Raw genomic sequence first — 24,317 nt, forward strand, 5'->3', positions numbered from 1 at the left:
TGTTAGTTCGTTACTTGACCGATTCCGACGATGGCAAGCAGGACAGCAACCGCCCCGATGAACGGGCCACCGTACCCGCTATCACCGAACAGGTCCGGCCACGTGAATCCGCCTCCGCCGCCGCTGTCGTGTTCTTGTGCATCCTCCTGCATTTCGGCCATGAGGTCGTTCAACTGGTCCATTTCATCAATCAGTGCGTCTACATCGCTGGTCTGATAGTTCCGAGAGCCACCCTCTACTGAATCGGTTTCCGTACCGTCAGCGTCGACCGCCTCAAGTATCTCGAATTCTTGATCAACTGCGAACAGGTCCGATTCTTCAACTGGTTCTCCGTCTTCGCCTTCGGTTACGATGTTCGCAGCAAGATAGATCGTCCCATCCTCAGCGCTGGGATCGATCGTATCACCCACGGAGAAGCCCGTCTCCGGCCAGTCTGTCGCATAGACCTGTGCATCGACAATAGTCCCGTCCTCGAGCAATTCGACCGTCACCTGCCCGTCGGACATCGGGACACCTGACGTCGAGAGTGCAGCACCGGCGTAGCCGTAGTAGCCTGTTTCGTCGTAGTCAGCGTTCATCTCAGCGTACGCCGTGATCGGATCGACGAACTGCGACGCGTCGATTTCACCGGGTTGGTAGGCATCGAACACGTCCTGAACGAACGTCGTGAGGTTATCTAGAACCCTGTTGCGCTCGTCGCGAACGGCATCGACTGCGTCCCCGAATCGCTGACAGTCGAGAAAGTCAACCTCTTGCGTTATTTCCTCGCGATCGTCGTCTTCGTCGTCGATCGTCGGCGGGTTCGTGACGCGGTATCGGGTGTAAGAAGCCACGTCAGAGAGCGACGTATGCGGAGCCAGCGAAGCGTCGAAGTTCGTAGCCCGTACGACAGGGACATCAGCAACAGAACCCCCACCGGGAAGATCGTATTCGATGTATTCGACACCGCCAGAGAAGCCGATATCCTCGCCAGTGATCAGCTCGTAGGCGTACGAATCGGACCCGTTAGACGCATCCGGGTCACCGCTACCCCACTGGTCGGTGTACGCATCGAACACCGATTGAATGTCCTGCTCGTTGTGCGTCAGCACTTGATCGGACATGTGGAATAGCTGCGCTACTTGTGCCTTGTAGTGGTTTATGATGTTCTCCTCGATTCCGTCGTAGTACCCGTTAACGGCGTCCTCCATCGCCGTTTGGACCATACTTTGGTCGTCCTCGGCGTTCAGGCCTTCAATGACCGCACTTTTCCCTTTGGGAAGCGCGACGTTCGCGCTGAACTCGATCTCGTTCGAGAGCGAGGTCATGGTCGTTTCGTCGGCCGTCTCCATTTGGAGCGCACCGTAGGCGATCTCGTAGTGTAGCCTGTCGGCACCGACGTAGTTGCTGTAATCACGATCGTCTCCGAGTACGTACTCACCAGCCCGACCAGTAGCGAACATATAGCCGAAGTGACCGACTTCTTTGCCGAACTCGGCTAAGTTGCTCAACCCCTGTTCAAGCCAGTGGTCCTCGTCCTCGTCTTCTTGCGCCGAGACGGTCCCTGTCGCGCCGATCGCTACGATACCAGCTGCCGAAGCAGCCAGCATTTCCCGACGGCCAAGCGTGCGGCCGACTGTCACATCGTGGGCCGTGGGCGTGGGCTGTGGGCTTTCTGCCGACATCTTAGAACCCTCCGCCGGCCGCGATGAACACGACGGTCAGCACGCACCCCAGAGCGGGCATGGCGATCAGTGCCGCCCGAATCAGCGGGTCGTTGATCCCAGTCTGTTGCATCCAGATCACCCCGTGAAGCTGATCCAGACGGTCGCACCCGAGACGTACACGAGCGCCATCAGCTGCGTCAGATCGTGCCAGAAGACTAGCGCCTCGACGGCCGGGATGAACACCACGGCCGCCGGCAGCGCGATCGCAACCGCGATCGCTCCCAGCTCGTAGCCTTCGTGCTCGGTCTCGTCGTTCATCACGTTCGTCCCCAGAATCCAGAGGATCGAACCGAGCGCGACCAGGAGCGCGACCGAGATGTCGGCCCCGCCAACGGTCCAGATCGGTTGCGTGAAGTCGTAGTTTCCGAAGACCTCGATAGAGAGACTGAACACGCCGAAGATCATGCTCGCGAAGACGGGCAGGAGCATAAGCCCCGCCACGTCCACGAGGTCGATTTCGTTTTCTCCGCTCGGTCCGTAACTGCCGAAAGTTGTTCTCGTTGCCATAATGCAACGGCTGATCGCTCAATCCGTCCCCGCTAAACTCTCAGGTATTTGGGTAGTCATTAAGTATAATAGGTAACGGGATGCCCGGCTACCATGGCGATTCGGAAACTGCAAGAAGTCGGCGGATCTGCCGGGGTAACGCTCCCGAAAGACGACCTCCGCATTGAGGAATTGCTCGACGAAAACGGACAGATCGACGGCGAGAACTACATTCACATCCGCCACGTCGACGAGGGCGAATGGACGCTCGAGCTTATGGACGGGATCGATCTGTGACCAGAGACCGCGAAACCCGGTTCTCGAATCCGACCCCCTGGGGTTGCGCTCAGATGTATTCGAAGTCCTCGATGTATGCACCCCGCCGTGGGCAATGGGCCGAACAGGTGCATCAAATCGAACCCGATCGCCCCGGCCCCCGGCCCGATCGCCGCGACGGTCGGACCCACCCATATAAAGAACAGACCGATCGCTCACCCGCGAGCGACGCGAATCAACCCCCCGTGCATACACCTGTTCAAGTATGACCAAGCGAACCAGTCTGAAACTCACCGACGAACGGCAACGAAAGCTCGACCGCGCCAGCGCGATCGTCGCCCAGGACGAGTACGACGACCCGCCGATGTCGGTCGTGCTCGATGCGGCACTCACGCACCTGGTCGAATCCGAGAAGAATATCGACGACGCCCGCGACGAGTTCGATCCCGAGACAATTCAGGCGATCGCGAACACGTCCGTTCTTGGGATCCGGTATCGAACGTCGATCGAAAGCAAGTGGCGCTAACAAGAGCGTCGTAGAACGGTTCTCATGGCGTTCCTTTCTCTCTATCTGAACTGAACTATCCGTTCACTACACGTGCGTACTCTACAGACGGTGGAATATTCGTCTGTGTTTCTCAGTTGGGAGTGAGGTTCGAACTTATAGATTCATTGCTGGCACGGCAGTGGACGATTTAGTAACATGGTAGTTCCAGTACGCTCTCCGGAGTCATCCCAGCACATCCATATGTTGTTATTTTTACTATATCCTCACAAAAAACGGGGGCGAATAGCAACCATGCAACCGCGATTTATCCATTCAGTTTGAGGCGGGACTGCAGTCGGAAGTTGTCGTACCACCGTCATTGGCGTTACCTGATTTCTGCACGCTGTTCTCGCCCTGACTCACCGAGTTTGGCCCAGACTTCTTATCGGGGCCATCACCAACGACTGTTCCCCCATCGTTAGAGTTCCACCCTTGGTCGATAGCGTTGTCACCTCTATCGTCCGAATTAGTCGGTGATCCATAAGAGTCCTTTTCGCAGAGTCTAACTTGGTCGGCGCTAACCATCCCAACTGTCCCGACGAACAGCACTATCGTGACGATTGAGAGTACCGCGACCATCTTCATCGCATGTTTTGTTTTCATTTCGATTCCTCACTGTCCGTTACATCATGTGTGGCAATAACCATGACTGCGGGATATTACGACGATCCTATTGTACGGTCATTCTCATGCGACGAACGCTATGGCGACAGCCTGTACTTGTCGTTCGCTGAGTATTCGCGGAAAAAGTATGCGAACCGTTCTATGACACCCCTGGGCGCTAACAGCAGCTCGAATCGAGGTATTCTACCGAACGGTTCCGAGGTTCCGGGCGGCGTCGGCGCTAATCGTAATGTACTGTTCGCCAAATTCGACGCGATCGCCCGCAACGTCCTCGATGAGTTCCGCAAGCGACTCGAGATACGCACGGTTGCGCTGTTCCTGAATCGTGAGCGTCGCTTTCTGTTCGTGTTCGGTCGCTCGGTTTTCCAGATAGGCATAGACGAAGGTCTCGCGGACGCCCGTCGGTGCGTCGTCGAGGTACGCAGGTAGCGTGAGTCGCTGGTCGGCCTTCGGTCCGATCGGAGACCCCAGGACGGCAAGAACCCGTCCCAGAACTGTGGGGTGGGTAGTGGGTCGTACTTCGTCGGCTCGGCCCGATCGATCGGAGACCGTGCGATACTCGACGCCGGCCAGCTCGAGCGCGTCGAAAATATGGGCGTCGGCACCGCGGTGGTTGATCGCAAACGATGGGCGATAGTCGTGTCCGCTGATCGACCCGCCCGAGAAGGCGTTCGCGACGAGCGCGTTCAGTGCCGTAAACTCCCGGTCACCGAACTCGATGTCGAGCCATCCGTAGTCGCGGGCGGCTTCGATCGCCCGTACCGCGTCCGGTGCCCCACCGTCGTCGATCCACGTTCGCAGTCGACCCCGCGGGAGGTCGAGCGCCGAGGCCGTCGCGGCGGACTTGCAGTTATTTTGGTGGGCGTACTCGATCGCGTCTCGATACTGTTCGACGGCATCCCAGGCGTCGGCGTAACTCCCCCCGTCGAAGGTGCGCGCGAGGTCGCGCTCGGTGACGAGAGTATCGTCGCGGCTCATATCCCGTGGTCAAACTGGGGGGCCATAACAGTTATTGCCACGGTCACGCGGATCTGAAATCGACAGACGGCGCGGCTTCAAGGGGGTGCTGTAACCGTTCTATTCTTGCCTGATTATCACATCTGAAACACTCATCAACTTGAGAGAGGGTCACGATCCCCTACCTATATATGCACCTGGCCGGCTTGTTGCTATCACACCGATTCGCGGCGAAAAGGATGGTACGGCGCTGTGGTGGGGCTGCGTTCCCAATCCCCCTAAGCGCAACAGACTGGTAGTGTGCCAGTGCTGTTAATCCTTCCGACCGTTCACGGTGTGTGATCAAACGATGTTAGACAAATACGGCAAGAAGTTGATCGGTAACGAAGAGGAACGGGCAGTATCGCCTGTCATAGGAGTTATACTTATGGTCGCGATCACCGTGATTCTCGCGGCCGTGATCGCAGCGTTCGTGCTCGATCTTGGAAGCAGTGTGGGTCAGGAGGCGCAGGCTGGTGTATCGATCGATGTAACAAACTCAAGTTCTGCCGAAGAGATTCAAGTAGAGGTTACATCGTTGGGTAATGCAGATTATGTTGACCTCGGTGGTGACTACACGGGTGATGAGCAGATGGGTGTTGGAGATACGATGACATTCTCTTGGGATGCTAGTTCTGCAGAATTTGAAGATCCCAGTGTTTGGAGTGCTGATGTAGAAGGCGATGGTACTGAAAGTACTGTAAGTGGGACAATCACTGCTATTGCAGTGATCGAGGGAGACGATACGGAAACACAAGTTGCAAGCGAGAATTTCGAATTCGAGGACAACAGCTAGAATCATAACAATGAAAATGAAAAGCAAGCGCAATCTGTCTGAAGCATCGGATAATGAACGTGCAGTGTCACCTGTGATTGGAGTTATTCTTATGGTTGCAATCACTGTTATTCTCGCCGCTGTGATCGCAGCATTTGTACTCGATTTAGGTGACAGCGTAGGCCAAGAGGCTCAAGCAGGAGTCACGATGGAAGTTGACGAAGTTGACGGTAATATGCAAGTAGAAGTCACTTCTCTAGGCAATGCAGACTTTGTCGTTTTGGGAAGTGATGCTGACCAGATCGACACAACTACATACGACGGTACGGCGGACGATCCTGTGAATCGAGACCAGCTCACTGTAGGAGACGCAGTAACGTTGGATATCGAAGGTGACATTGGTAACGAGGGTACAATCACTGCAATTGCTGTTATTGAAGACGACGGAACAGCTACACAAGTTGCAAGTGAATCTTGGAATTTTAACTGAATCCTAACTTTTAATGTCTTTTTCTCTGTCGAATCGTGCGGCCAACCCAGTCATCGGAATCGTCCTCCTGATCGGGGTCACAGTCATCCTGTCGGCATCGATCGGGACGTTCCTGATCGGACTGGGGTCTGACGTGAGTGGGGGCTCACAGGCGGCAGTCGAGACGAGTTCCGTCGTCACCGACGACGACGACGGATTCGTGACGATCACTGCGATTTCGATGCAGCGTGCCGATCGGATTTCTGTCGAAGCCACGTCGATCGATCCGAGCGACGGCCTCGACGACGGCGACGGCAACGCTGCGACGGTTGTTCTCGAAGAGATTCACAGCGTCGACGAGGCGGTGACGTTCCAACAGCACAGCGGTACTACCGGTACGGTCGTCGTCGCGATCGTCGCCGTTGCTCATACCGACGCGGACGGCAACGACAGTTCGCGCATCCTCACCACCGAGGTGACGATATGATCGGGGTGCTCGATGCCTACCTGCCCGATCGCGTGACCAAAACGACGCTGTATCACGTCGCGCGGGCGCTCTTTCGCGTCTACGTCGTGAGTCTGTTTCTCGTCGGCGCGTACAGCCTGTTCTGGCTGGCTGAACTCGCGGGCTTCATTCCCGAGGCGTGGCTCTCGGCAATCTGGATCGGGATCGCTTCGATGGGGGCCGTGTTCCTCGTCTTGCTCGTTCCGCTGTTCTACACGACGCGATCGACGAAACGCTGACGCCGGGTTACTGATTCCGAAACGAGAGTCGCTACTGGTCCGAGTCGTCGGCTTCTAACTCGCTCGCGTCGAGTTCGCCGGCGAGATAGGCCCGGCCGCGATCGGTGATTCGATACAGACCCTCGTCGACGCGATCGACGAGACCGGCGTCTCGAAGTTCGCCAAGCCGCGTACTCAGATAGTGTCGAGAGTAATCGGTGTTGACCGCCAGAACACGGGGAGAAAGGATTAGACCGCTGTCTGCAAGGGTCTCGAGGATTCGATCATCTGCTTGTGTCATCCACGACACCCTTGGTCGTCGCATACTGGAACGTGCTGTACTGGCATTTTATCAATACTGGTTAGCGGAGTGGATGGCAACATATGGTTTTCTGTAGATTAACGTACGGTCGGTTAATTATAAGTGAATGGGGTGTTTGGGTCCGGGCAACGGAAGCCAGACGGACCCGCCGCTACTCGGTCGGGTCCCTGTGAAAACGCGGACTCGGTGTAGTAGCACCGGCCCGCTGGCCTCCGTATCCAGACTACGGAAGCATGCAATCGAACGACGCAACGGGGAATAAAGCCCCCGATCGACCGCACGATTCGAGCCGCGGCCCACAGCCCACGCTCGACTCGCACCGTTTCGGAATCGTTTTCGGAAATATCCGATACTACCGCAGACATTCACGAGAGCGTGTTAGTCGCCGGTTCGTGAGTTATCGGAAAATTGGAAACCACCCGGCAGCACCTAAGAGCGACGCACAAAGAGGTACAACTCGACTGACGGACAGCAGCCGCGCGCGCCCCCGGTCCTACACAGTGGCGCACGCGGTGAGTCCGCGGTCCCACACCTGTGAGACCATGACAACCCAGACACGCAACCCCAGTAAGCGTACCGGATACTGTAATCAACTCGATACCCGCGAGGTGGGCCGATGAGCGCCACCGATCGCGACGTGCCACCCTGCGACGGCTGCGGGCTGACGATCGGCCGCGTTCGCGAGGTCGCAGTCGAGAACCCCGACGGCAAGGTCACCGTCTGTGAGGGCTGCGAAGATAGCCTTCGCGCGACGATCATCGAGGAGGTGCGGGTCTATGTCTGAGGCGGACTGCGACCGGCAGACCGAGGCGAACGAGCAGTACATTCCGGTCACGATCGACGGCGCGCGAGTACCGGCCATGCAGATCGATCGGTTCGACGGTGACGTAATCGTACACGTCGGCGTCGAATCTGCAGTCAACGACGGATTCGACTTCTCCGGAATCTGGCAGTGCAAGCGCGTCACGGTTTCGATCGACGGTCGGGAATTCGCCGCAACCGTCGCCGCGTGCAGCGTCGAGCACGGTATCGCGGCGATTCAGCTGACCAACTGCGAATCGTTCGGGTCGGACCGTGCCGGCGGTGGCGGCGATCGGGGTGTTTGCAGTGTCTGACGCCGATCGCGACCGGCAGACCGACGCGATCGAACGCCAGGCTGACGCGCTCGAGGCGATCGCCACCGAACTCCGCTACCAGAACGCGGTCCTGGTCGAGACGGTCGACGCGATCGACGAGCTGGCCGCGCGCGTCGACGACCGCTACGTTCGAGACTACGAGCCGCGCGATCGATCGGGTACCGCGCTGCAGACGGCGATTGCCGATCGGCTGTTCGAACGCGACGATCTCGAAGATGGTCCGATGAGTTCGCTCGGACGCGCCGAGAATTGGCAGGGCGGTGGTCGTGATGAGTGACGGCTTGCACCCACTCTCACCGGAGGAAGGCGTCAACCGCTTTCTCCGTCACCACAGGCCGGGAGTTCGTGAAACGTCGTACCGAAACGCGAAGCACCGGCTGTCGATGTTTCTCGAATGGTGTGATGAGCGGGAGGTCGAGAACCTGAACCACCTCGACGGCCGCGAACTCGCTGATTTCGTCGACTGGCGACGGAGCGACGTTGCCCCGATCACCCTGCAAAAGCAGCTGAGTAGTGTCCGTCAGGCGCTCCGTTACTGGGCTGACATCGAAGCCGTCGACGACGGTCTGGCCGAAAAGCTACACTCGCCCGACCTACCCGACGGTGCCAAATCAAAAGATGTCTTTCTGGAAGCGAGGCGGGCGAAAGCTGCCCTCGAATACTTCGACCGGCATCACTACGGATCGCGTGATCACGCGCTGATTGCGCTACTCTGGCGAACTGGAATGCGCCGGAGTGCCGCCCGATCGATCGATGTCGACGACCTGGAGCCTGACGACCACGCGGTTCGTGTCGAGCACCGACCGGACGCGGGGACGACGATCAAGAACGGCGACGACGGCAATCGGTGGGTCTACCTTGGGCCGGAGTGGTTCGCGATCCTCACAGCCTACCGGGATAATCCCGATCGGCCGAGGGTCACCGACGACCACGGCCGTCAACCGCTGTTCACAAGTCAGCAGGGAACCCGGCCGACTGGCGACACGATCTACAAATGGGTGATCCGGGCGCTGCATCCCTGTACCTACGGCGAGTGTCCACACGGCGAGACTCCCAGAGCGTGTGACGCTCGAGGCAGCAACGGACATCCCGCACAGTGCCCTTCGGCGCGATCGCCCCACGCGATTCGTCGAGGAGCGATCACGCATCACCTGAACCAGAAGGCAACTCCCGAGATCGTCAGCGAGCGAATGGACGTTTCGCTCGAAGTCCTCTACGAGCACTACGACGCACGCACCGAGCGCGAAAAAATGGCAGTCCGACGCGAGAACCTTCCGTAACTATCACAACCATGAGAGAAATGAGCAAAACCGTACGACTCGAAGCGATTTGTACATCCCCGCGAGTCCACTCGCAGCTCACGTCGTTCGCCTCGTTCCCTCGCGTGTCTCCTCACTCGCTTCGCTGGCTAGAACCCCGCAAGTCCACGATTCTTCGCCGTCACCTATCGTAACAACCGAAACGATTTACACACCGATCGTAGAGCAGTCTTGCGATCGGGTGTGCAGTGGCGTTCAGTGGCTACTATAATTCGTGAACCAGGATGATCGAGGTGGATCTCTCTCCCAAAGGCGAGTCGATCGAAGCGATCGATCCACGCCAATCAGATCTCCTGTCTACAGTGTACGCTCTCGATATACAGCTGTAAGCCAAGCGAACGTGGCGACAGCGTGGCGATACCGCGTTCGATCGACGGCAGTCGTTCGTATACTCCTGAAACCCCGATCGAGTCGACAGTCCTCACATAATGACATCTTGGATCCGTATTATCACAACATACAGTACCGAGCCTTATTGTCCCGGTTTCGGTACTACGGTTCGTCGGTGACCCCGATCACTGGGAGGTGAATTAGCTCTCAGTGACGGGGATCAGCCCGACACGGAGATTATGACAGACGAAAACGATGTATTCGAACCGAATCGCGAACTAACCGAGCAAACACCCAACGATGGATCGTCCCGACGGCGCGTCCTCGCAGCGTCTGCGGCTCTCACTGCCGGTGCGCTGGGTGGCGTCTCGACCGCCACAGCAGACGAACACGTGGACGATAAATCGGCCCACGACGAGCAGCCGACCGACGAGCCACCCGAGGCAGTCCCCGACGAGTTTGCGAACGATATCGAGATTCTCAACTACGCTCGGCTCCTCGAGTTCCTCGAAGCGGTCTTCTACACGCGCGGTATCCGAAACATCAGCGAAGACGAGTTCAGCGCGGCTTTCAGCGAGTACGGTGTGCTCGGGGATCGGGTCGTCAACAGGCTTCGCGTAGTTCGAGATCACGAGATCACGCACGCCCGGGTCCTCGGTGAGACGGTCGAACTGCTCGGCGGCGAGCCGATCGCCGCACCCGAGTTCGACTTTGGAACGGCCGTGGAGAATCCCGAGGAGTTCGTCGCGACCGGTGCACAACTCGAGGATATCGGTGTTTCAGCGTACGCCGGTGCAGCGCCATCGATCGAGACTGCGGAACTGATCCCGCCGGCGCTCAGCATCCACAGCGTCGAAGCGCGCCACGCCTCGTTGCTCCGGGAGCTCACCGGCGAAATCGGATTCCCGATGGCGTTCGACCAGCCACGATCCCGATCGGAGGTCGAGGAACTGGCAGGGCAGTTCATCGTCGGATAGCATGTCCTAATCGGGGGAAAGCCCCGGAATCTCGACTGCAGTGCTTGTGCTATATCATTATACCTGTGTTTACCCGTTCATGAGGGGTGAGTTCGAGTCCACGATATCGCTTACGCGTCGGATATCCTCCTGTTGACCATGTCGGTCTGCTCCCTGTCCACCACGTCGAACTGCTGTCTATCGGTCGCACCCGATCGGGAGTATAGCCGAGTCGAGTCCACCGAGCCGTTTCGGATCGCAGGAGGGATTTGGGAAGTAACCGTGTCAGTCGGCGGGGAGTAGCGATGTCAGATAAGACTGTCAGCACCGGCGAGAGTAACCGAACTGTTTGGATCGAGTTACAGACTCTTGGGAACCGGCTCGGAGACGCGAGAGAGATACGCCGCCAGATCCGAGGTAGTAATCATTCCGATTACGCCCTCGTCGTCGTCGACGACCGGGAGGTGGTGAAATCCGTGTTCGACCATGAGGTCCGCCGCGTCGACAATGCTGTCCTGTGCCGAGGCGGTGGTGACGTCCGTTGTCATGTATCGAGAGACCGACGTCTCGGCTTTCGGGTGGCTCTCGGCAACGATGTTTACGAAGTCGGTCGTCGTCAAGATACCTTCGAGCTGGTTGTCATCGTTGACGACCACGACCGAGCCGACCTCGTTTTCGAGCATTACCTGCCCCGCATCTTCGACGAGCGTCTCCGGTGACACCGTGTGGAGTGACGTGGACATGACCCGTGCGACGAAAATATCTTCCATGGCGGTGAATGACCCTTGGATAATATAAGGATTGGCCAACCGGTGCGATTCGTCGGATTCTCAAACGGGGATGACTTACAGGCCGCGGGTTCGGCCTATGCCGCCATCACCGTCTTTGGGATAGCGTGTTCAGTCTCCATCATCTGTCAGAGATCATCGCTCTCGCAGCACACGGTCTCACTAACTAAGCCACTCCCCCGTCGATCGAACCGTATGCCGGACGACGCACGCGAACGATCGCCTGCTGAGACCACCAGCAGCGAGGCAGACGATCGAGGTCCCGTTCCGGACGCGATTCCATCATCGACGGACACGAGTGGCTACGGACTCACGCTGACGCTCGTCGGAGCCGTCTTGCTCGCGCTGGCGTACTACGGCGTGGTCGCAGTTCAGGGTCCGCGAGAACTCGGACAGGCGATCCCCGAACCGTTCTACGGTCTCGCCGTTGCATTCCTCTTCGTCCTCGAACTGCTCCAGCGCGGAACTATCGGCGTGATCACGCTCGCCCGTGCGATCGCCCTCGCTGTCGTTTACGGCGGATTGTTCGTCTTCGCCGTTGAAGGGGCAGCCTACCTCTGGGAACGCCCCGACGTCGCACTCGAAGGGTACATCGGCGTTACGGTGTTTGCCGCCTCGCTCGTCGTCGTTGCCCTGGTGTACGTGGGCTACCTGACGGCCGTCGGGGTCGATCGGGGCCCGTCGTAAATGCCACCGCCGCGGGCCCCGACCGATCGCGGCTTACGACGGGTGCTGTGTCGGGAGCAACGACCTTTATTTTCGATCGGTCGAAGGGAGCGATATGATCGAAGCGACGCTGTGTTTTCCACTTCGGACTGGAAGCGAGCAGACCGGAGACGATACCGGAACCGCGCCCGAAGAGGTGCTGTTAATCCAAAAGCGCCGCGGGCTCGGAGAGGGGTGGTACAACGGACCCGGCGGAAAACTCGAGGACGAGGAGACGCCCCGCGAGTGTGCCGTTCGCGAAACCCGAGAGGAGGTCGGTCTCACAGTTACGAATCTCACGAAGGCCGGAGAACTCACGTTCACCCTCGACGGCGAGGGGCACACGTTCTGTCACGTCTACCGGACGCGATCGTTCGAGGGCGATCCCACAGCCTCCGACGAGGCGTTCCCCGAGTGGATTCCGATCGACGAGGTTCCGTACGACCGAATGTGGGAGGACGACCACCTCTGGCTCCCGGGGGTTCTCGAGGGTGATACCGTCGCCGGCGAGTTTCGGTTCGAGGGCGGCCCGCCCCTCGACGAAGCCGAGTTCGTCGATTACGACCTCGACTGGGGCGTCTCCTTCGAACCCCACGACTGACCGATCGGTCGCAGGTGCCCGCTGACGCTGTCGCGGGCAGCGAGAGAGCGGGCAACGTACTTCCGTGCGATCGTGATAGTCTCGATCTCGTATGCACGACACCCATCGGCGGCGATCCGTACTCGCCGCGACGGCCGGCGGTTTGGCGGCCGTCCTCGCCGGGTGTACCGGGTCGACCGATACTGCGGACGACTCCGAGAACGTGGTCAGAGACGCCAGCGGCCGGTTCGACGGGCAATCGCGGACCGCCAGCGGCGACGTGACGATCGACACGGATCTCGCGGAGAGCGTCGCGACGGACGGCACCGTCGAGGTCCGCGCGGGAGTCACGGTCGACGGATCGATCGCGGCCACGGGGTCCGTGGTCCTCCACGAGGAGGCCGCAGTCGCCGGGCCGGTTACCGCCGGAGAGACTCTCGAAACCGATTTGAGCGTCGAAATCGGCGGTTCGATCGTCGCTTCCGCGATCGAACTCGGGCCGGGAAGTCGGGTCGCGGGCGGCATCAGAGGGGACTCCGTGACCATCGGCGAGGACGCCATCGTGACCGGCGACGTTCTCGGGACGACGGTGACGATCGCCGCTGGTGCAACCGTCGACGGCGACGTGACCGCCGACTCGATCGATATTAGTGACGAGGCCGGCGTCGACGGTGAGATACACATCGGCGACGACGCAGACGTGGGCGATGATGGGGATGACGAGGATAGTGGAGCGGACGGAGACGGAGGTAGCGAAGACGGTGCGGATAGTGACGAAGACGACGATGAGGACGAAGACGACGATGAGGACGAAGACGACGAGAGCGAAGACGATGCGGATAGTGACGAGGATGATGAGGACGAAGAACAAGAGGACGACGACTGATACTGATCCCCGTTCGATCGTGCTACTGCCCGTTTCGGCCCAATCGATCGGTCCGCGCCGCGATCAGGGTTTCAGGAGCACTTTTCCGGAGCTTTTGCGGTCCTCGATGTACTGGTGAGCGTCTGCTGCGTCCGCGAGGTCGAACTCCTGGCCGAGGACGACCTCGAGGTCGCCGCTGGTGAGTCCCTGCGTGAGTTCTGGGACGGCCTTCATGACCTTGCTCGGGTCGTGGGAGAAAGCCTGGCCGAGGTGGAAGCCCGTGACCGTTTTGTTCTCGAAGAGCAGCCGCTGGTTTTCGGCGCTGGCCGGGACGCCGCTGGCGACGCCGTAGGTGACCATCCGGCCGAAGTGCGCCATCGCGTCGAGGCTCCGATCGAAAACGTCGTCGCCGACGCTCTCCAGAACGAGGTCGACGCCCTCGCCGTCGGTTTCCTCGTCGATTGCTTCCCGAAAGTCGGTTTCGGTGTAATTAATCGGGTGGTCACAGCCCAGTTTCGCGGCGAGGTCGAGTTTCTCCTGCGTGCTCGCGGTGCCGAAGATCTCCGCGCCGTGGTTCGATGCAAGCTGGACGGCGGCCGTTCCGACGCCGCCCGCAGCGGCCTGGATCAGCACCGTCTCGTCTTCCTCGAGGCCGCCCCACTCGAACAGACAGGAGTGGGCGGTCAGAAACTGGACCGGGAAGCCCGCGGCCTCCTCGACGCTCATGCCCTCCGGAATCGGGAACAGCATCTGAGCGTTCGCCGTCGCGTACTCGGCGTATCCGCCGCCGTTTAACATCGCGACGACTCGATCGCCCTCGTCGAGTCCGACGTCCTCGCCGGTCGCGTCGATCGTTCCGGCGGCTTCGAGCCCCGGCACGTACGGTGTGTCTGGTCCGCCGGGGTAGAGCCCGCGGCGCTGCATGATGTCAGCGAAGTTGATCCCTGCCGCTTCGATGTCGATGCGGACCTCGCCGGCTTCGGGCTTCGGAATCGATCTGTCGACGAACTCGAGTTGTCCACTGTCGCCGTACTCTGTTACCTCGATTGCGTCCATAGTCTTCCATTTGTAACACGGGACTATAAGTGCTCGACAACTGGAAACGGCGGGCGCGGCGTTTCGCTGGCTCGGGCGGGATCTCGCGTGTCCGTAAACGCCGTCACCGTCCGGCAGTTCGGGACGGGCAACGACGCTCGTCAAACACTGCCGATTTATGCCACCGGTTGCAAACAAGCGAGTATGAGCGACGAGAGTCAGGAACTCGGAATCACCGAGTCGAAATCGCACAAACCCGGCGAGTGGTACGCCGAGGTCGTTCAGAAGGCTGGTCTCGCGGACTACGCACCGATGGGCGGCTTTATCGTCACGAAACCGCGCGGCTACGCCCTTTGGGAGCGCATTCAGGACGCGCTGGACGGCTGGTTCAAGGAGACGGGAGTTCAGAACACCTACTTCCCGCTGTTCATCCCCGAGAGCTACCTCGAACGCGAGAAGGACATCGTCGAGGGATTCGACCCGGAGGTCGCGTGGGTCACCCACGGCGGTCACGAGGAACTCGAGGAGCGACTCGCCGTTCGACCGACCAGCGAGTCGATCATCACGCCGTTCATGGCGAAGTGGGTCCGCAGTCACCGCGACCTGCCGCTTCGACTGAACCAGTGGTGTTCCGTCGTCCGCTGGGAAGCCACCGAGACCAAGCCGTTCTTCCGGACGAAGGAGTTCATGTGGCAGGAAGGCCACACCGCCCACGCGACCGACGAGAGCGCCTGGGAGGAGGTCTGGACCCGACTGGGCCAGTACGAACGCGTCTACGAAGACGTTCTCGCGATCCCGGTGCTCCGGGGAAAGAAGCCCGAACACGACAAGTTCCCCGGCGCGGACACCACGACGACGGTCGAGGCGTTGATGCCCGACGGCAAGTCCGTTCAGGGCGGCACCAGCCACCACCTCGGCCAGTCGTTTGCCGAGGCGTTCGACATCACGTTCGCAGACGAGGACGAGGACGAACAGACTGCCTACACGACATCCTGGGGACTCTCCTGGCGTGCACTCGGCGCGCTCGTCATGACTCATTCCGACGATCAGGGACTCGTCCTCCCGCCGACGATCGCCCCCACGCAGGTCGTGATCGTCCCGATCTGGCAGGCCGATACCAAAGAGAGCGTCCTCGAGTACTCGGAATCGATCGCCGAGGACCTCGACGACGCCGGCTTCCGCGTCGAACTCGACGATCGGGACGAGCGAAATCCCGGCTTCAAGTTCAACGAACACGAACTCAACGGGGTTCCGCTGCGTCTCGAGATCGGTCCCCACGAGGTCGACGACGAGGAGATCACGCTCGTCCACCGACCCGACAACGAACAGTCCGTCGCAGACCGCGAGGGCGTCGTCGAGACCGTCGACGATCACCTCGACGAGATCTACGACAAACTGTACGAGACGGCCGCCGAAAACCTCGACGAGAACGTCCGGGAGGCGCACAGCCCCGAGGAGATTCTCGGGACGATCGGTAAACACGGTGGCTACGTGAAGACCCCGTGGTGTGGCGACGAGGCCTGCGAGGAAGCGATCAAAGAGAAGATCGCCGCCGAAATCGTCATGCAACCCCTGGCCGAGGAAGGCGGTTCCTCCTCGGGTGAAGTCGTCGCACCCGACCACGACGAGTGTGGCGTCTGTGGCGATCCGGCTGACGAAGTCGCGTACTTCGCGAAATCGTACTGATCCGTCTCGCTGGAATCCGTCTCGCCGCGACCCGTCCTGCCACAATCGTCGACGTGGGATCCTCGCGGTGATCGGCAACCCTAATTCTTTAGCCCGATACGTCTTGATTCTGGGGACCGTCTCTCCACTGTGGTGTTCACTCTGGTGGGTGAGCACTACACGCCTCTGACACTTTCGTTTCCCGAATTGGACGAACAATCGGTTCGTGAACCGATCGAATAGAACGTTCTAGACGATTCGGTACCGGTATTGTCCACCAGAATGCGGCGGATGTGGGCGAATCCGGGCACTGTGATCCACTTCGCCTGAAGGTACAACCCTCGTGATTAATACTGATCCACATAAACGCATACACACTATATTTGTTAATATGTGTTTATAATACCCTTAGTGATTATGGGGTAGTCTCTTATGGACGCTCGCGCGAATGGTGTGTATGTCACAGCCACATTCATCCACCGAGCGTTCGCAGGGTCTTGCCGACCCGGCGGACGAGCGGTCGAACTGCGGGGTCGGCGTCGTCATGGATCTCGACGACGAGGGGGGACACGACGTCGTCGCCGACGGACTCGAACTCCTCAGCAACCTCGAACACCGGGGGACCACCGGTGCGGAAAAGGACACCGGCGACGGGGCCGGCATCATGCTCCAGCTTCCAGACGCGTTCTTCGATAACGTTCTCGACGCGGATCTCCCAGAGACCTATGCCGCTGGCTCGCTGTTCTTCCCGCAGGCCGACGACGATCGCGAGGAACTCGTCGAAATCGTCGACTCGGTCTTCGATCGCTACGATCTCTCGGTCCTCGAGTGGCGGGACGTCCCGACGAACAACGCGGACCTCGGAAAGACGGCCGTCGACTCCGAACCCGACGTCTGGCAGGTCTTCGTCACACCCGAGGACGACATCGACGGGAAGGACTTCGATCGTCGCCTCTACGTCGCACGCCGTGCTATAGAAAACGAGGTCGAAGACGCTGACGTCGACGGCGCGGAGCGTTTCTACGTCTGCTCACTCGACGCGAAAACGATCGTCTACAAGGGCCTGCTCAAGGGCAAACAGGTCCCATCCTACTACCCTGATCTCACCGACGAACAAATCGAGTCGAACTTCGCGATGGTTCACGAGCGCTTCTCGACGAACACGCTCGGTGCCTGGCACCTCGCCCATCCATACCGTAACATCATCCACAACGGCGAGTTCAACACCATCCAGGGCAACATCAACTGGATGCGCGCCCGCGAGACGGACCTCGAAAGCGAGGTTCTGGAAGATCTCGATGCGGTCAAGCCGATCATCGACGACCCCGACCAGTCCGACACCGCGAGCGTCGACAACGCGCTCGAACTCCTCATGGAGGACGGCCGCGACTTAGAACACGCCCTGCGAATGCTCATTCCCGAGGCGTGGCGCGGCGACGACGCCATGGACCAGGACCGCAAGGACTGGTACGACTTCCACGCCTCGCTCGTCGAACCGTGGGACGGCCCGGCCCTCGTCGCTGCGACCGACGGCGAACGCGTCGGCGCAGTGCTCGATCGCAACGGGCTTCGACCCTGCCGGTACGACGTGACGACGGACAACCGCTTGATCGTCGCGAGCGAGGCCGGCGCGCTCGAACCAGATGCCGACGAGATTAAAGAACGCGGCCGCCTCCAGCCTGGTCAGCTGTTCCTCGCGGACCCCAAAGAGGGTCGCGTTATCCCCGACGACGAGGTCTTCGACGACCTTACCGACGATCGCTACGGCGAGTGGGTCGAACAGGAACAGGTCCACCTCGACGACATTCGAACCACGGGCGACAGCACCCCGCGCGATCAGGTCGACGGGCTGCGCGATTACCAGGCCGCCTTCGGTTACACGCGCGACGAACTCGACAACATGATCGAGCCGATGACCCAGAAGGGGAAAGACCCCGTCGGCTCGATGGGCGACGACACCCCGCTGTCGGTGCTCACCGATTTCAATCGGCCGCTGTTTTCGTACTTCAAACAGCTGTTCGCACAGGTTACCAACCCGCCGCTGGACTACATCCGCGAGGAACTGGTCACCTCGATGGAGAGCCGACTCGGCTTCCAGCGCAACCTGCTCGCCGAGTCGCCCGACCACGCCCGCCAGCTCGTCCTCGACTCCCCGATCCTGACCGACGCCGAACTCGATTCGATCCGCGACTGCGATGCCAACGGCATCACGGCAGCGACGGTCGACATCACCTACGAACCCTCGAGCGACGACTCCGGCGACGACCTTCGGGCCGCGATCGAGCGCGTCCGTTCCGACGCCGTGGACGCGATCGAAGCCGACCACGACATCATCATCCTCTCGGACCGAGCCGTCGACGACGATCGCGCGGCGATTCCCAGCCTGCTCGCGACGGGCGGCGTCCACCACCACCTCGTCCGAAACGGCCTGCGCAACCACGTCGGACTCGTCGTCGAGTCCGGCGACCCCCGAACCGTCCACCAGTTCGCGACGCTCGTCGGCTACGGGGCCGGCGCGGTCAACCCGTACCTCGCCTACCAGACGATCGAGGACATCACCGCCGGGGAGGACGGCGCTGACACCGAGGTCGCCATCGACGCCTACGTCGGTGCCGTCGAGGACGGCCTCTTGAAGATCATGGCTAAGATGGGGATCTCGACGGTCGAGAGCTACCAGGGGGCCCAGATCTTCGAGGCAGTCGGTCTCGATTCGGATGTCGTCGACGAGTACTTCGAGGGCACCGAGAACCGCACCGGCGGCATCGGTCTCCCCGAAATCGAAGATGACCTCCGCGAGCGTCACGAAACCGGCTTCGGCGGCGGGGACAACTCCAACCTCGCCCGCTCCGGCGAGTTCGAGCACCGATCGAACGGCATCCACCACCAATGGAACCCCGCCACCGTCGGCGCGCTCCAGCAGGCCGTCCGATCGAACGATTACGATCGCTACGGCGAGTTCGCCGAACAGATCAACGACCAGCAACAGACCCTCCAGACCCTGCGCGGACTCCTCGAATTCGAGAGCGATCGCGACCCGGTCCCGATCGAAGAGGTCGAGCCGATCAAGGATATCGTCCAGCGTTTCTCGACCGCCGCGATGAGCCTCGGGTCGCTCTCGCCGGAGGCCCACGAGAACAACTCGATCGCGATGAACCGCATCGGCGGTAAAAGTAACTCTGGAGAGGGTGGCGAACCGCCCGAACGGTTCGACACCGAACGCGAGTGTAACGTCAAGCAGGTCGCTTCCGGCCGCTTCGGTGTCACCTCGACGTACCTCTCCTCGGCTGACGAGCTGCAGATCAAGATGGCCCAGGGCAGCAAGCCCGGCGAAGGCGGCCACCTCCCCGGCTCGAAGGTCAACGAGATGATCGCCCACGTCCGGAAATCGACCCCCGGCGTCGGCCTCATCTCCCCGCCGCCGCTGCACGACATCTACTCGATCGAGGATCTCAAACAGCTGATCTTCGATCTGAAGGCAGCGAACGAGGAGGCCGACATCAACGTCAAACTCGTCTCCGAAGCCGGCATCGGCACGATCGCCGCCGGCGTCGCGAAAGCCAACGCGGACGTGGTTCACATCTCGGGCCACTCCGGCGGGACGGGTGCCTCGCCGCGCACCTCGATCAAGAGCGCCGGTCTCCCCTGGGAACTCGGCCTCGCGGAAGCCAACCAGATGCTCTGTCAGACCGGCCTGCGCGATCGCATCCGCGTCTCCGCCGACGGCGGGATGAAGACGGGCCGCGACGTCGCCGTCGCCGCCTTGCTCGGTGCCGAGGAGTACATCTTCGGGACCGCCTCGCTCGTCACCGGCGGCTGTGTCATGGCCCGACAGTGTCACAAGAACACCTGCCCGGTCGGCGTCGCCACCCAGCGCGAGGACCTGCGCAAGCGCTTCCCCGGCGAACCCGAACACGTCATCAACTACATGACGTTCATCGCCCAGGAGCTGCGCGAGATCATGGCCGAACTCGGCTTCCGTACCGTCGACGAGATGATCGGTCAGGTCGGCGTGCTCACACAGCGCGAGGACATCGATCACCCGAAAGCCCGTAACGTCGACCTCTCGGAGGTCATCGCCGACCCCGGCAGCGACGTCCGACGCAAGATCCGCGAGCAGGACCACGAACTCGAGGAGCAACTCGATCGCGACCTGATCGAGGCCGCGGCCGACGCGATCGAGTCCAAAGAACCAGTCGCGCTGTCGACCGAAGTCTCGAACGTCGATCGCACGGTGGGGGCGATGCTCTCGAACCGCATCACCAGCCGGTACGGCGAAGCCGGCCTGCCCGACGATACGATTGCGGTCGATCTCGATGGAACCGCCGGCCAGAGTTTCGGCGCGTTCCTCGCAAGCGGCGTCTCGCTCCACCTCGACGGCAGCGCCAACGACTACGTCGGGAAGGGGCTTTCGGGCGGCAAGGTCACGATCCGCACGCCCGAGGAGGCTGCCTACGACCCGACGGAGAATATCGCGATCGGAAACGTCGCACTCTACGGCGCGACCGGCGGCGAACTGTACGTCAACGGCGTCGCCGGCGAGCGCTTCGCCGTCCGCAACTCGGCCGCAAAGGCCGTCGTCGAAGGTGTCGGCGACCACGGCTGTGAGTACATGACCGGTGGCGTCGTCGCCGTCCTCGGCGAGACCGGGAAGAACTTCGCCGCGGGGATGTCCGGCGGCGTCGCCTACGTCTACGATCCCGACGACGAGTTCGCGGCCAGGGCCAACACCGGCATGGTGACGCTCCACGACGATCTCAAGGGGAAAGACGAGGAGATGCTCCGCCGCCTCGTCGAGAACCACGTCGCCTACACGGGCTCCGAGCGCGGCGACCTCCTCCTCGAAAACTGGGAGCGCGCGCTCGACGCCTTCGTGAAAGTCATGCCCGAAGCCTACTACGCGGCGATCACCGAGCAGGGAAGCGACGACGTTCGCGACGAACTGCCGGCCTCGCCCGGCAGCGAGGCCACCGCCGAGTCGGCCAGTTTCGCGGCGAGCGACGACTAATACGCCGATTCCGCGATCGGTGTCTCGATTTTCCTACCAGTAGTTGGTACCGCGGTTTCGATATTCAGAATGGATCGTGAGAGTCGAGTTCAGTATCGGGAATACAGTTATCGGACAGGACCAATATCTCTGTTTTTGTCAGATCTGGCTCGCTGAATCTAGCGGATCCATCCAGCCTACCGCCGCTGTCATTTTGACAGTTATATATCATCCATGTCAGTTATAATGTGATCATTACTCAATGATGAAAGGGATGATGGTTGTCCGGCAGCGTTGGATTCGTAGAGTACGTTATCCCGGTCGGAATCGTACAGTTGATGTGGACGAGACATCCAATCAACGTGACACTCCAGATGAAGATGTTGCGGCCGATGCCGGCACCGATCGTGAGGAGTTCCTTTCACTTCTCCCTCACTTCTATCGAGGTACTGTGAGTGAAGCGGTAAGCGCACAGGATCGACTCGACCGAACAACCGACTGGGCAATCACCCTAATCGCCGCCCTGCTCTCAGTGGTGTTCGCAAACGAGGATATGCCGGCGCACCTCCTGCTGATCGGGTTGGTACTACTGGGTATGTTCCTCGCTTTCGAGGTCCGACGCTATCGCTTCTACGACGTGTGGCGGTCTCGAGTCCGATTCGTTCAGGAGAACATCTTCGCGAACGCCTTCGATCCCGACGGTAGCGAAAATCATCCGAATTGGAGAGAGGAGATCGGCAACGACCTCCGTCAGCCGACGTTCAAAGTCTCGTACTTCGAAGCGTTGTCTCGTCGAATCCGTCGGGTTTACGTATTACTCTTTGTCGTCGTCGGGCTCGCCTGGGTCTTTAAAATCACGTTCTTCACCCCCGAAGCACAGTGGACCGAGGCCGCGGAACTTCCGGGAATCCCGGGCTTAATCGTTGCAACAGCGATGGGTTTGTTCTATATGACAGTCCTTTTAATTGCATTCTGGCCAGGGGAACGTGAGGCGAAGGGAGAAATTCACGACGTCGAGTCCGGCCATTGGAAGGAGGTACACGATGAACGGCAGTAATCCGTTCCGATTACGAACGCCGTCAAGGAGAGTTGGCGTCTGTCTTATTTAATTACAATCTTCTGAGGGAACCGTCGGTGGTCAGTAGCCACGTGTAGTAACCAACTGCCCGATTCGGTTTGAGGCATACTTCTGAACGGAAAACTGCGCTATTGTGTCTCCGCGATCGGTTCCGGTCGGTTGTCGGTGAACCGTCCGGGTCAGTCCGCCGTCCGATCGTCCGGGATTGACTGCGTTTTCTCGACGTCGACCCGACTGGACTGGAGTTTTCCGAGCAGGACGGTCCCGATGTAGATCGCGACGGCGACGAGGACGATCGTGCCGCCGGCCGTGGTCTCGTACTGGAACGAGAGCGTAATCCCGATGAGCACTGCGAGCTGTGCCAGGACGACCGAGGCCAGCAGCGCCTCCCTGAACCCGCGTGCGAGCTGGGACGCGCCGGCGACCGGGACGACGAGCATCGCCGCGACCAGGATGACGCCCATGATCTGCATCGCGCCGACGACGACCATCGCGGTGAGCATCGCCATGAGGCGATTGTACCACGGGACGTTGAGCCCGGCGACGCGGGCGGCGGTCTCGTCGAAGGTCACGTACAGGAGCTGTTTGTAAAAGAGGGTGACGACGAGCGAGACCACGACGAAGAGCACGACGAGGATAATCGTGTTCTCCCGCGAGACCGTCGCGAGGTTGCCGAATAAGTACTGGTTGATACCGACCGCGAGGCCGCCGGAATTGAGACTGATCAGGACGGCACCGAGTGCGAATCCGGTCGAGAGTACGATCGCCATCGAGACGTCGTTGTAGGCGTCCGTGACCTCGGAGATGAGTTCGATCGCGAGCGCGGCGATCATCGCCACGACGACGGCGGTGAGGTACGGCGAGATGCCGGTGCCGAACGCCGCGTTGACGAACAGGCCGACCGCGACGCCCGCGAAGGCCGTGTGCGCGAGCGCGTCACCGATGAGTGCGAGCTGTCGGTGAACCAGAAAAGTCCCGATCAGCGGAGCCATGACGGCGATGAGCCCGCCGACGAGGAACGCGTGGTGCATGAAGACGTAGTCGAGCATCCCGATTCCGAGCGTCTCACCGAGCCAGCCGAGGCCGGCGCTCCACTGCCCGATCAGCCAGTCGAGGACGGCGTAGACGACGCCGAACAGGCCGGGAACCAACGGGGCCGCGGTCACGACTGGATCACTCCGTCTTCCCGGCGAACGTTCGTTCCGTAGGCGCGATCGAGCGCGTCGCTCTCGGCAAACGCGGCGGGCGTGCCGTCGAAGTACACCGTCCGGTTGAGACAGATCACGCGCGAGGTGTGCTCGAGGACGGCCCCGATGTCGTGCTCGACAAGCAGGATCGTCATGCCGTCGTCGTTGAGGTCCGCGAGCAGGTCGAAGAACGCGTCGACGGACTCGGCGTCGACGCCGACCGTCGGTTCGTCGAGGACGAGCAGTTCGGCCTCGCCGGCGAGTGCGCGTGCGATGTACGCACGTTGGCGCTGCCCGCCGGAGAGTCGTGTGATCTTTCGATCGGCCAGGTGGTCGATACCGACGGTCCGCAGCGCCTGGCGGGTTCGATCGCGATCCTCACTCGTCACGCGGCCAATTCCGGTATGGGGGAACCGCCCCATCAGGACGACTTCCGCGACCGTGATCGGCATTCGTTTCGTGTTCTCGGTGACGTCCTGAGCGACGTAGCCGACCCGCTCGCGCTCGGCAAACGCACGCGCCGGATGGCCGAGCAGTTCCACGCTGCCACGGTCGGGTTCGTGGAGTCCGAGCAGTAGCCGCAACAGCGTGCTCTTTCCGGAGCCGTTCGGGCCGATGATCCCGACGTACTCGCCGCGATCGACCGCGAGCGAGACGTCCTCGACGACCGCACTCGCCGTATAGCCGAACGAGACGTCGTCGACGTCGACGAGTCGATCGCCAATTCGGGAACCGTGATCTGCGGTCGTTTCGGGGGTCATAACT

The 24,317-nt window shown here is 60.6% G+C and carries 25 protein-coding genes; 17 read left to right on the top strand and 8 right to left on the bottom strand.

Annotated elements, in window-relative coordinates; genetic code table 11:
- Positions 1 to 2: 2 nt before the first annotated feature.
- Positions 3 to 1,664: an Env/VP5 family phage fusion protein gene (locus AC6I6L_RS10045; RefSeq protein ID WP_497917620.1), complete on the bottom strand. Its 1,662-nt coding sequence runs from the start codon at positions 1,662 to 1,664 to the stop codon at positions 3 to 5.
- Between the two features lie 117 nt (positions 1,665 to 1,781).
- The gene (locus AC6I6L_RS10050; RefSeq protein ID WP_497917621.1) at positions 1,782 to 2,213 is read right to left on the bottom strand and encodes a DUF8023 family protein; all 432 of its coding nucleotides are present in this window, start codon (positions 2,211 to 2,213) and stop codon (positions 1,782 to 1,784) included.
- Between the two features lie 93 nt (positions 2,214 to 2,306).
- Between AC6I6L_RS10050 and AC6I6L_RS10055 the strand changes: the two genes are divergently transcribed.
- Both AC6I6L_RS10055 and AC6I6L_RS10060 read left to right on the top strand, forming a co-directional pair.
- Positions 2,307 to 2,489: a DUF8053 family protein gene (locus tag AC6I6L_RS10055; protein WP_497917622.1), complete on the top strand. Its 183-nt coding sequence runs from the start codon at positions 2,307 to 2,309 to the stop codon at positions 2,487 to 2,489.
- A 244-nt stretch (positions 2,490 to 2,733) separates the two neighbouring features.
- Entirely contained in the window at positions 2,734 to 2,994 is a 261-nt protein-coding gene (locus tag AC6I6L_RS10060) for a DUF7386 family protein (protein WP_497917623.1), read from the top strand.
- 828 nt (positions 2,995 to 3,822) lie between these two features.
- Here the strand turns inward: AC6I6L_RS10060 and AC6I6L_RS10065 are convergent.
- On the bottom strand, positions 3,823 to 4,617 hold the full coding sequence (locus AC6I6L_RS10065; RefSeq protein WP_497917624.1) for a hypothetical protein: 795 nt from the start codon (positions 4,615 to 4,617) through the stop codon (positions 3,823 to 3,825).
- Positions 4,618 to 4,945: 328 nt separating this feature from the next.
- On the opposite strand from AC6I6L_RS10065, the gene AC6I6L_RS10070 reads away from it, so the two are divergent.
- The 4 genes from AC6I6L_RS10070 to AC6I6L_RS10085 are packed head-to-tail and all read left to right on the top strand — an operon-like array spanning position 4,946 to position 6,623.
- Positions 4,946 to 5,431, top strand: a complete 486-nt coding sequence (locus AC6I6L_RS10070; protein WP_497917625.1) for a type IV pilin domain-containing protein — start codon at positions 4,946 to 4,948, stop codon at positions 5,429 to 5,431.
- A gap of 10 nt (positions 5,432 to 5,441) precedes the next feature.
- Positions 5,442 to 5,900: a type IV pilin domain-containing protein gene (locus AC6I6L_RS10075; RefSeq protein ID WP_497917626.1), complete on the top strand. Its 459-nt coding sequence runs from the start codon at positions 5,442 to 5,444 to the stop codon at positions 5,898 to 5,900.
- A 13-nt stretch (positions 5,901 to 5,913) separates the two neighbouring features.
- Complete coding sequence (locus tag AC6I6L_RS10080; protein ID WP_497917627.1) at positions 5,914 to 6,366, top strand: type IV pilin domain-containing protein; 453 nt, start codon at positions 5,914 to 5,916, stop codon at positions 6,364 to 6,366.
- Positions 6,363 to 6,623, top strand: a complete 261-nt coding sequence (locus AC6I6L_RS10085) for a hypothetical protein (RefSeq protein WP_497917628.1) — start codon at positions 6,363 to 6,365, stop codon at positions 6,621 to 6,623. Before AC6I6L_RS10080 ends, AC6I6L_RS10085 begins: the two co-directional genes overlap by 4 nt.
- 31 nt (positions 6,624 to 6,654) lie before the next feature.
- Here the strand turns inward: AC6I6L_RS10085 and AC6I6L_RS10090 are convergent, their stop codons facing one another.
- Entirely contained in the window at positions 6,655 to 6,927 is a 273-nt protein-coding gene (locus tag AC6I6L_RS10090; RefSeq protein WP_497917629.1) for a winged helix-turn-helix domain-containing protein, read from the bottom strand.
- Between the two features lie 613 nt (positions 6,928 to 7,540).
- Between AC6I6L_RS10090 and AC6I6L_RS10095 the strand changes: the two genes are divergently transcribed.
- The 5 genes from AC6I6L_RS10095 (at position 7,541) to AC6I6L_RS10115 (ending at position 10,686) form a co-directional block, all read left to right on the top strand.
- On the top strand, positions 7,541 to 7,708 hold the full coding sequence (locus tag AC6I6L_RS10095) for a hypothetical protein (RefSeq protein WP_497917630.1): 168 nt from the start codon (positions 7,541 to 7,543) through the stop codon (positions 7,706 to 7,708).
- Positions 7,701 to 8,039: a hypothetical protein gene (locus tag AC6I6L_RS10100; RefSeq protein WP_497917631.1), complete on the top strand. Its 339-nt coding sequence runs from the start codon at positions 7,701 to 7,703 to the stop codon at positions 8,037 to 8,039. Before AC6I6L_RS10095 ends, AC6I6L_RS10100 begins: the two co-directional genes overlap by 8 nt.
- Positions 8,032 to 8,337: a hypothetical protein gene (locus AC6I6L_RS10105; protein WP_497917632.1), complete on the top strand. Its 306-nt coding sequence runs from the start codon at positions 8,032 to 8,034 to the stop codon at positions 8,335 to 8,337. The genes AC6I6L_RS10100 and AC6I6L_RS10105 overlap by 8 nt, the downstream gene beginning before the upstream one ends.
- The gene (locus AC6I6L_RS10110) at positions 8,330 to 9,340 is read left to right on the top strand and encodes a tyrosine-type recombinase/integrase (RefSeq protein WP_497917633.1); all 1,011 of its coding nucleotides are present in this window, start codon (positions 8,330 to 8,332) and stop codon (positions 9,338 to 9,340) included. Before AC6I6L_RS10105 ends, AC6I6L_RS10110 begins: the two co-directional genes overlap by 8 nt.
- Before the next feature lie 608 nt (positions 9,341 to 9,948).
- On the top strand, positions 9,949 to 10,686 hold the full coding sequence (locus AC6I6L_RS10115) for a ferritin-like domain-containing protein (protein ID WP_497917634.1): 738 nt from the start codon (positions 9,949 to 9,951) through the stop codon (positions 10,684 to 10,686).
- A gap of 338 nt (positions 10,687 to 11,024) precedes the next feature.
- On the opposite strand, the gene AC6I6L_RS10120 is transcribed toward AC6I6L_RS10115, so the two are convergent.
- Complete coding sequence (locus AC6I6L_RS10120) at positions 11,025 to 11,435, bottom strand: CBS domain-containing protein (RefSeq protein WP_497917635.1); 411 nt, start codon at positions 11,433 to 11,435, stop codon at positions 11,025 to 11,027.
- Positions 11,436 to 11,648: 213 nt separating this feature from the next.
- Here AC6I6L_RS10120 and AC6I6L_RS10125 point away from each other — a divergent pair, with 213 nt between their 5' ends.
- The 3 genes from AC6I6L_RS10125 to AC6I6L_RS10135 all read left to right on the top strand — a co-directional run bounded on the left by AC6I6L_RS10125 (position 11,649) and on the right by AC6I6L_RS10135 (position 13,624).
- The gene (locus tag AC6I6L_RS10125; protein ID WP_497917636.1) at positions 11,649 to 12,140 is read left to right on the top strand and encodes a hypothetical protein; all 492 of its coding nucleotides are present in this window, start codon (positions 11,649 to 11,651) and stop codon (positions 12,138 to 12,140) included.
- Between the two features lie 94 nt (positions 12,141 to 12,234).
- Entirely contained in the window at positions 12,235 to 12,759 is a 525-nt protein-coding gene (locus AC6I6L_RS10130; RefSeq protein ID WP_497917637.1) for an 8-oxo-dGTP diphosphatase, read from the top strand.
- Between the two features lie 91 nt (positions 12,760 to 12,850).
- On the top strand, positions 12,851 to 13,624 hold the full coding sequence (locus AC6I6L_RS10135; RefSeq protein WP_497917638.1) for a bactofilin family protein: 774 nt from the start codon (positions 12,851 to 12,853) through the stop codon (positions 13,622 to 13,624).
- Positions 13,625 to 13,687: 63 nt separating this feature from the next.
- Here the strand turns inward: AC6I6L_RS10135 and AC6I6L_RS10140 are convergent, their stop codons facing one another.
- On the bottom strand, positions 13,688 to 14,659 hold the full coding sequence (locus AC6I6L_RS10140; RefSeq protein ID WP_497917639.1) for a quinone oxidoreductase family protein: 972 nt from the start codon (positions 14,657 to 14,659) through the stop codon (positions 13,688 to 13,690).
- 183 nt (positions 14,660 to 14,842) lie between these two features.
- On the opposite strand from AC6I6L_RS10140, the gene proS reads away from it, so the two are divergent.
- The 3 genes from proS (at position 14,843) to AC6I6L_RS10155 (ending at position 22,344) form a co-directional block, all read left to right on the top strand.
- Complete coding sequence (proS, locus tag AC6I6L_RS10145) at positions 14,843 to 16,324, top strand: proline--tRNA ligase (RefSeq protein WP_497917640.1); 1,482 nt, start codon at positions 14,843 to 14,845, stop codon at positions 16,322 to 16,324.
- A gap of 436 nt (positions 16,325 to 16,760) precedes the next feature.
- Positions 16,761 to 21,308: a glutamate synthase large subunit gene (gene gltB / locus AC6I6L_RS10150; RefSeq protein WP_497917641.1), complete on the top strand. Its 4,548-nt coding sequence runs from the start codon at positions 16,761 to 16,763 to the stop codon at positions 21,306 to 21,308.
- Between the two features lie 319 nt (positions 21,309 to 21,627).
- Positions 21,628 to 22,344 (top strand): DUF2270 domain-containing protein, encoded by a 717-nt coding sequence (locus AC6I6L_RS10155; RefSeq protein ID WP_497917642.1) that lies wholly within the window; start codon positions 21,628 to 21,630, stop codon positions 22,342 to 22,344.
- Between the two features lie 200 nt (positions 22,345 to 22,544).
- Here the strand turns inward: AC6I6L_RS10155 and AC6I6L_RS10160 are convergent, their stop codons facing one another.
- Positions 22,545 to 23,531, bottom strand: a complete 987-nt coding sequence (locus tag AC6I6L_RS10160) for a metal ABC transporter permease (protein ID WP_497917643.1) — start codon at positions 23,529 to 23,531, stop codon at positions 22,545 to 22,547.
- Positions 23,528 to 24,313 carry a metal ABC transporter ATP-binding protein gene (locus tag AC6I6L_RS10165; protein ID WP_497917644.1) on the bottom strand — a complete coding sequence of 262 codons (786 nt, stop codon included), beginning with the start codon at positions 24,311 to 24,313 and terminating at the stop codon, positions 23,528 to 23,530. Before AC6I6L_RS10165 ends, AC6I6L_RS10160 begins: the two co-directional genes overlap by 4 nt.
- Positions 24,314 to 24,317: the final 4 nt, after the last annotated feature.

The organism is Halosolutus sp. DAT137 (assembly GCF_059736405.1).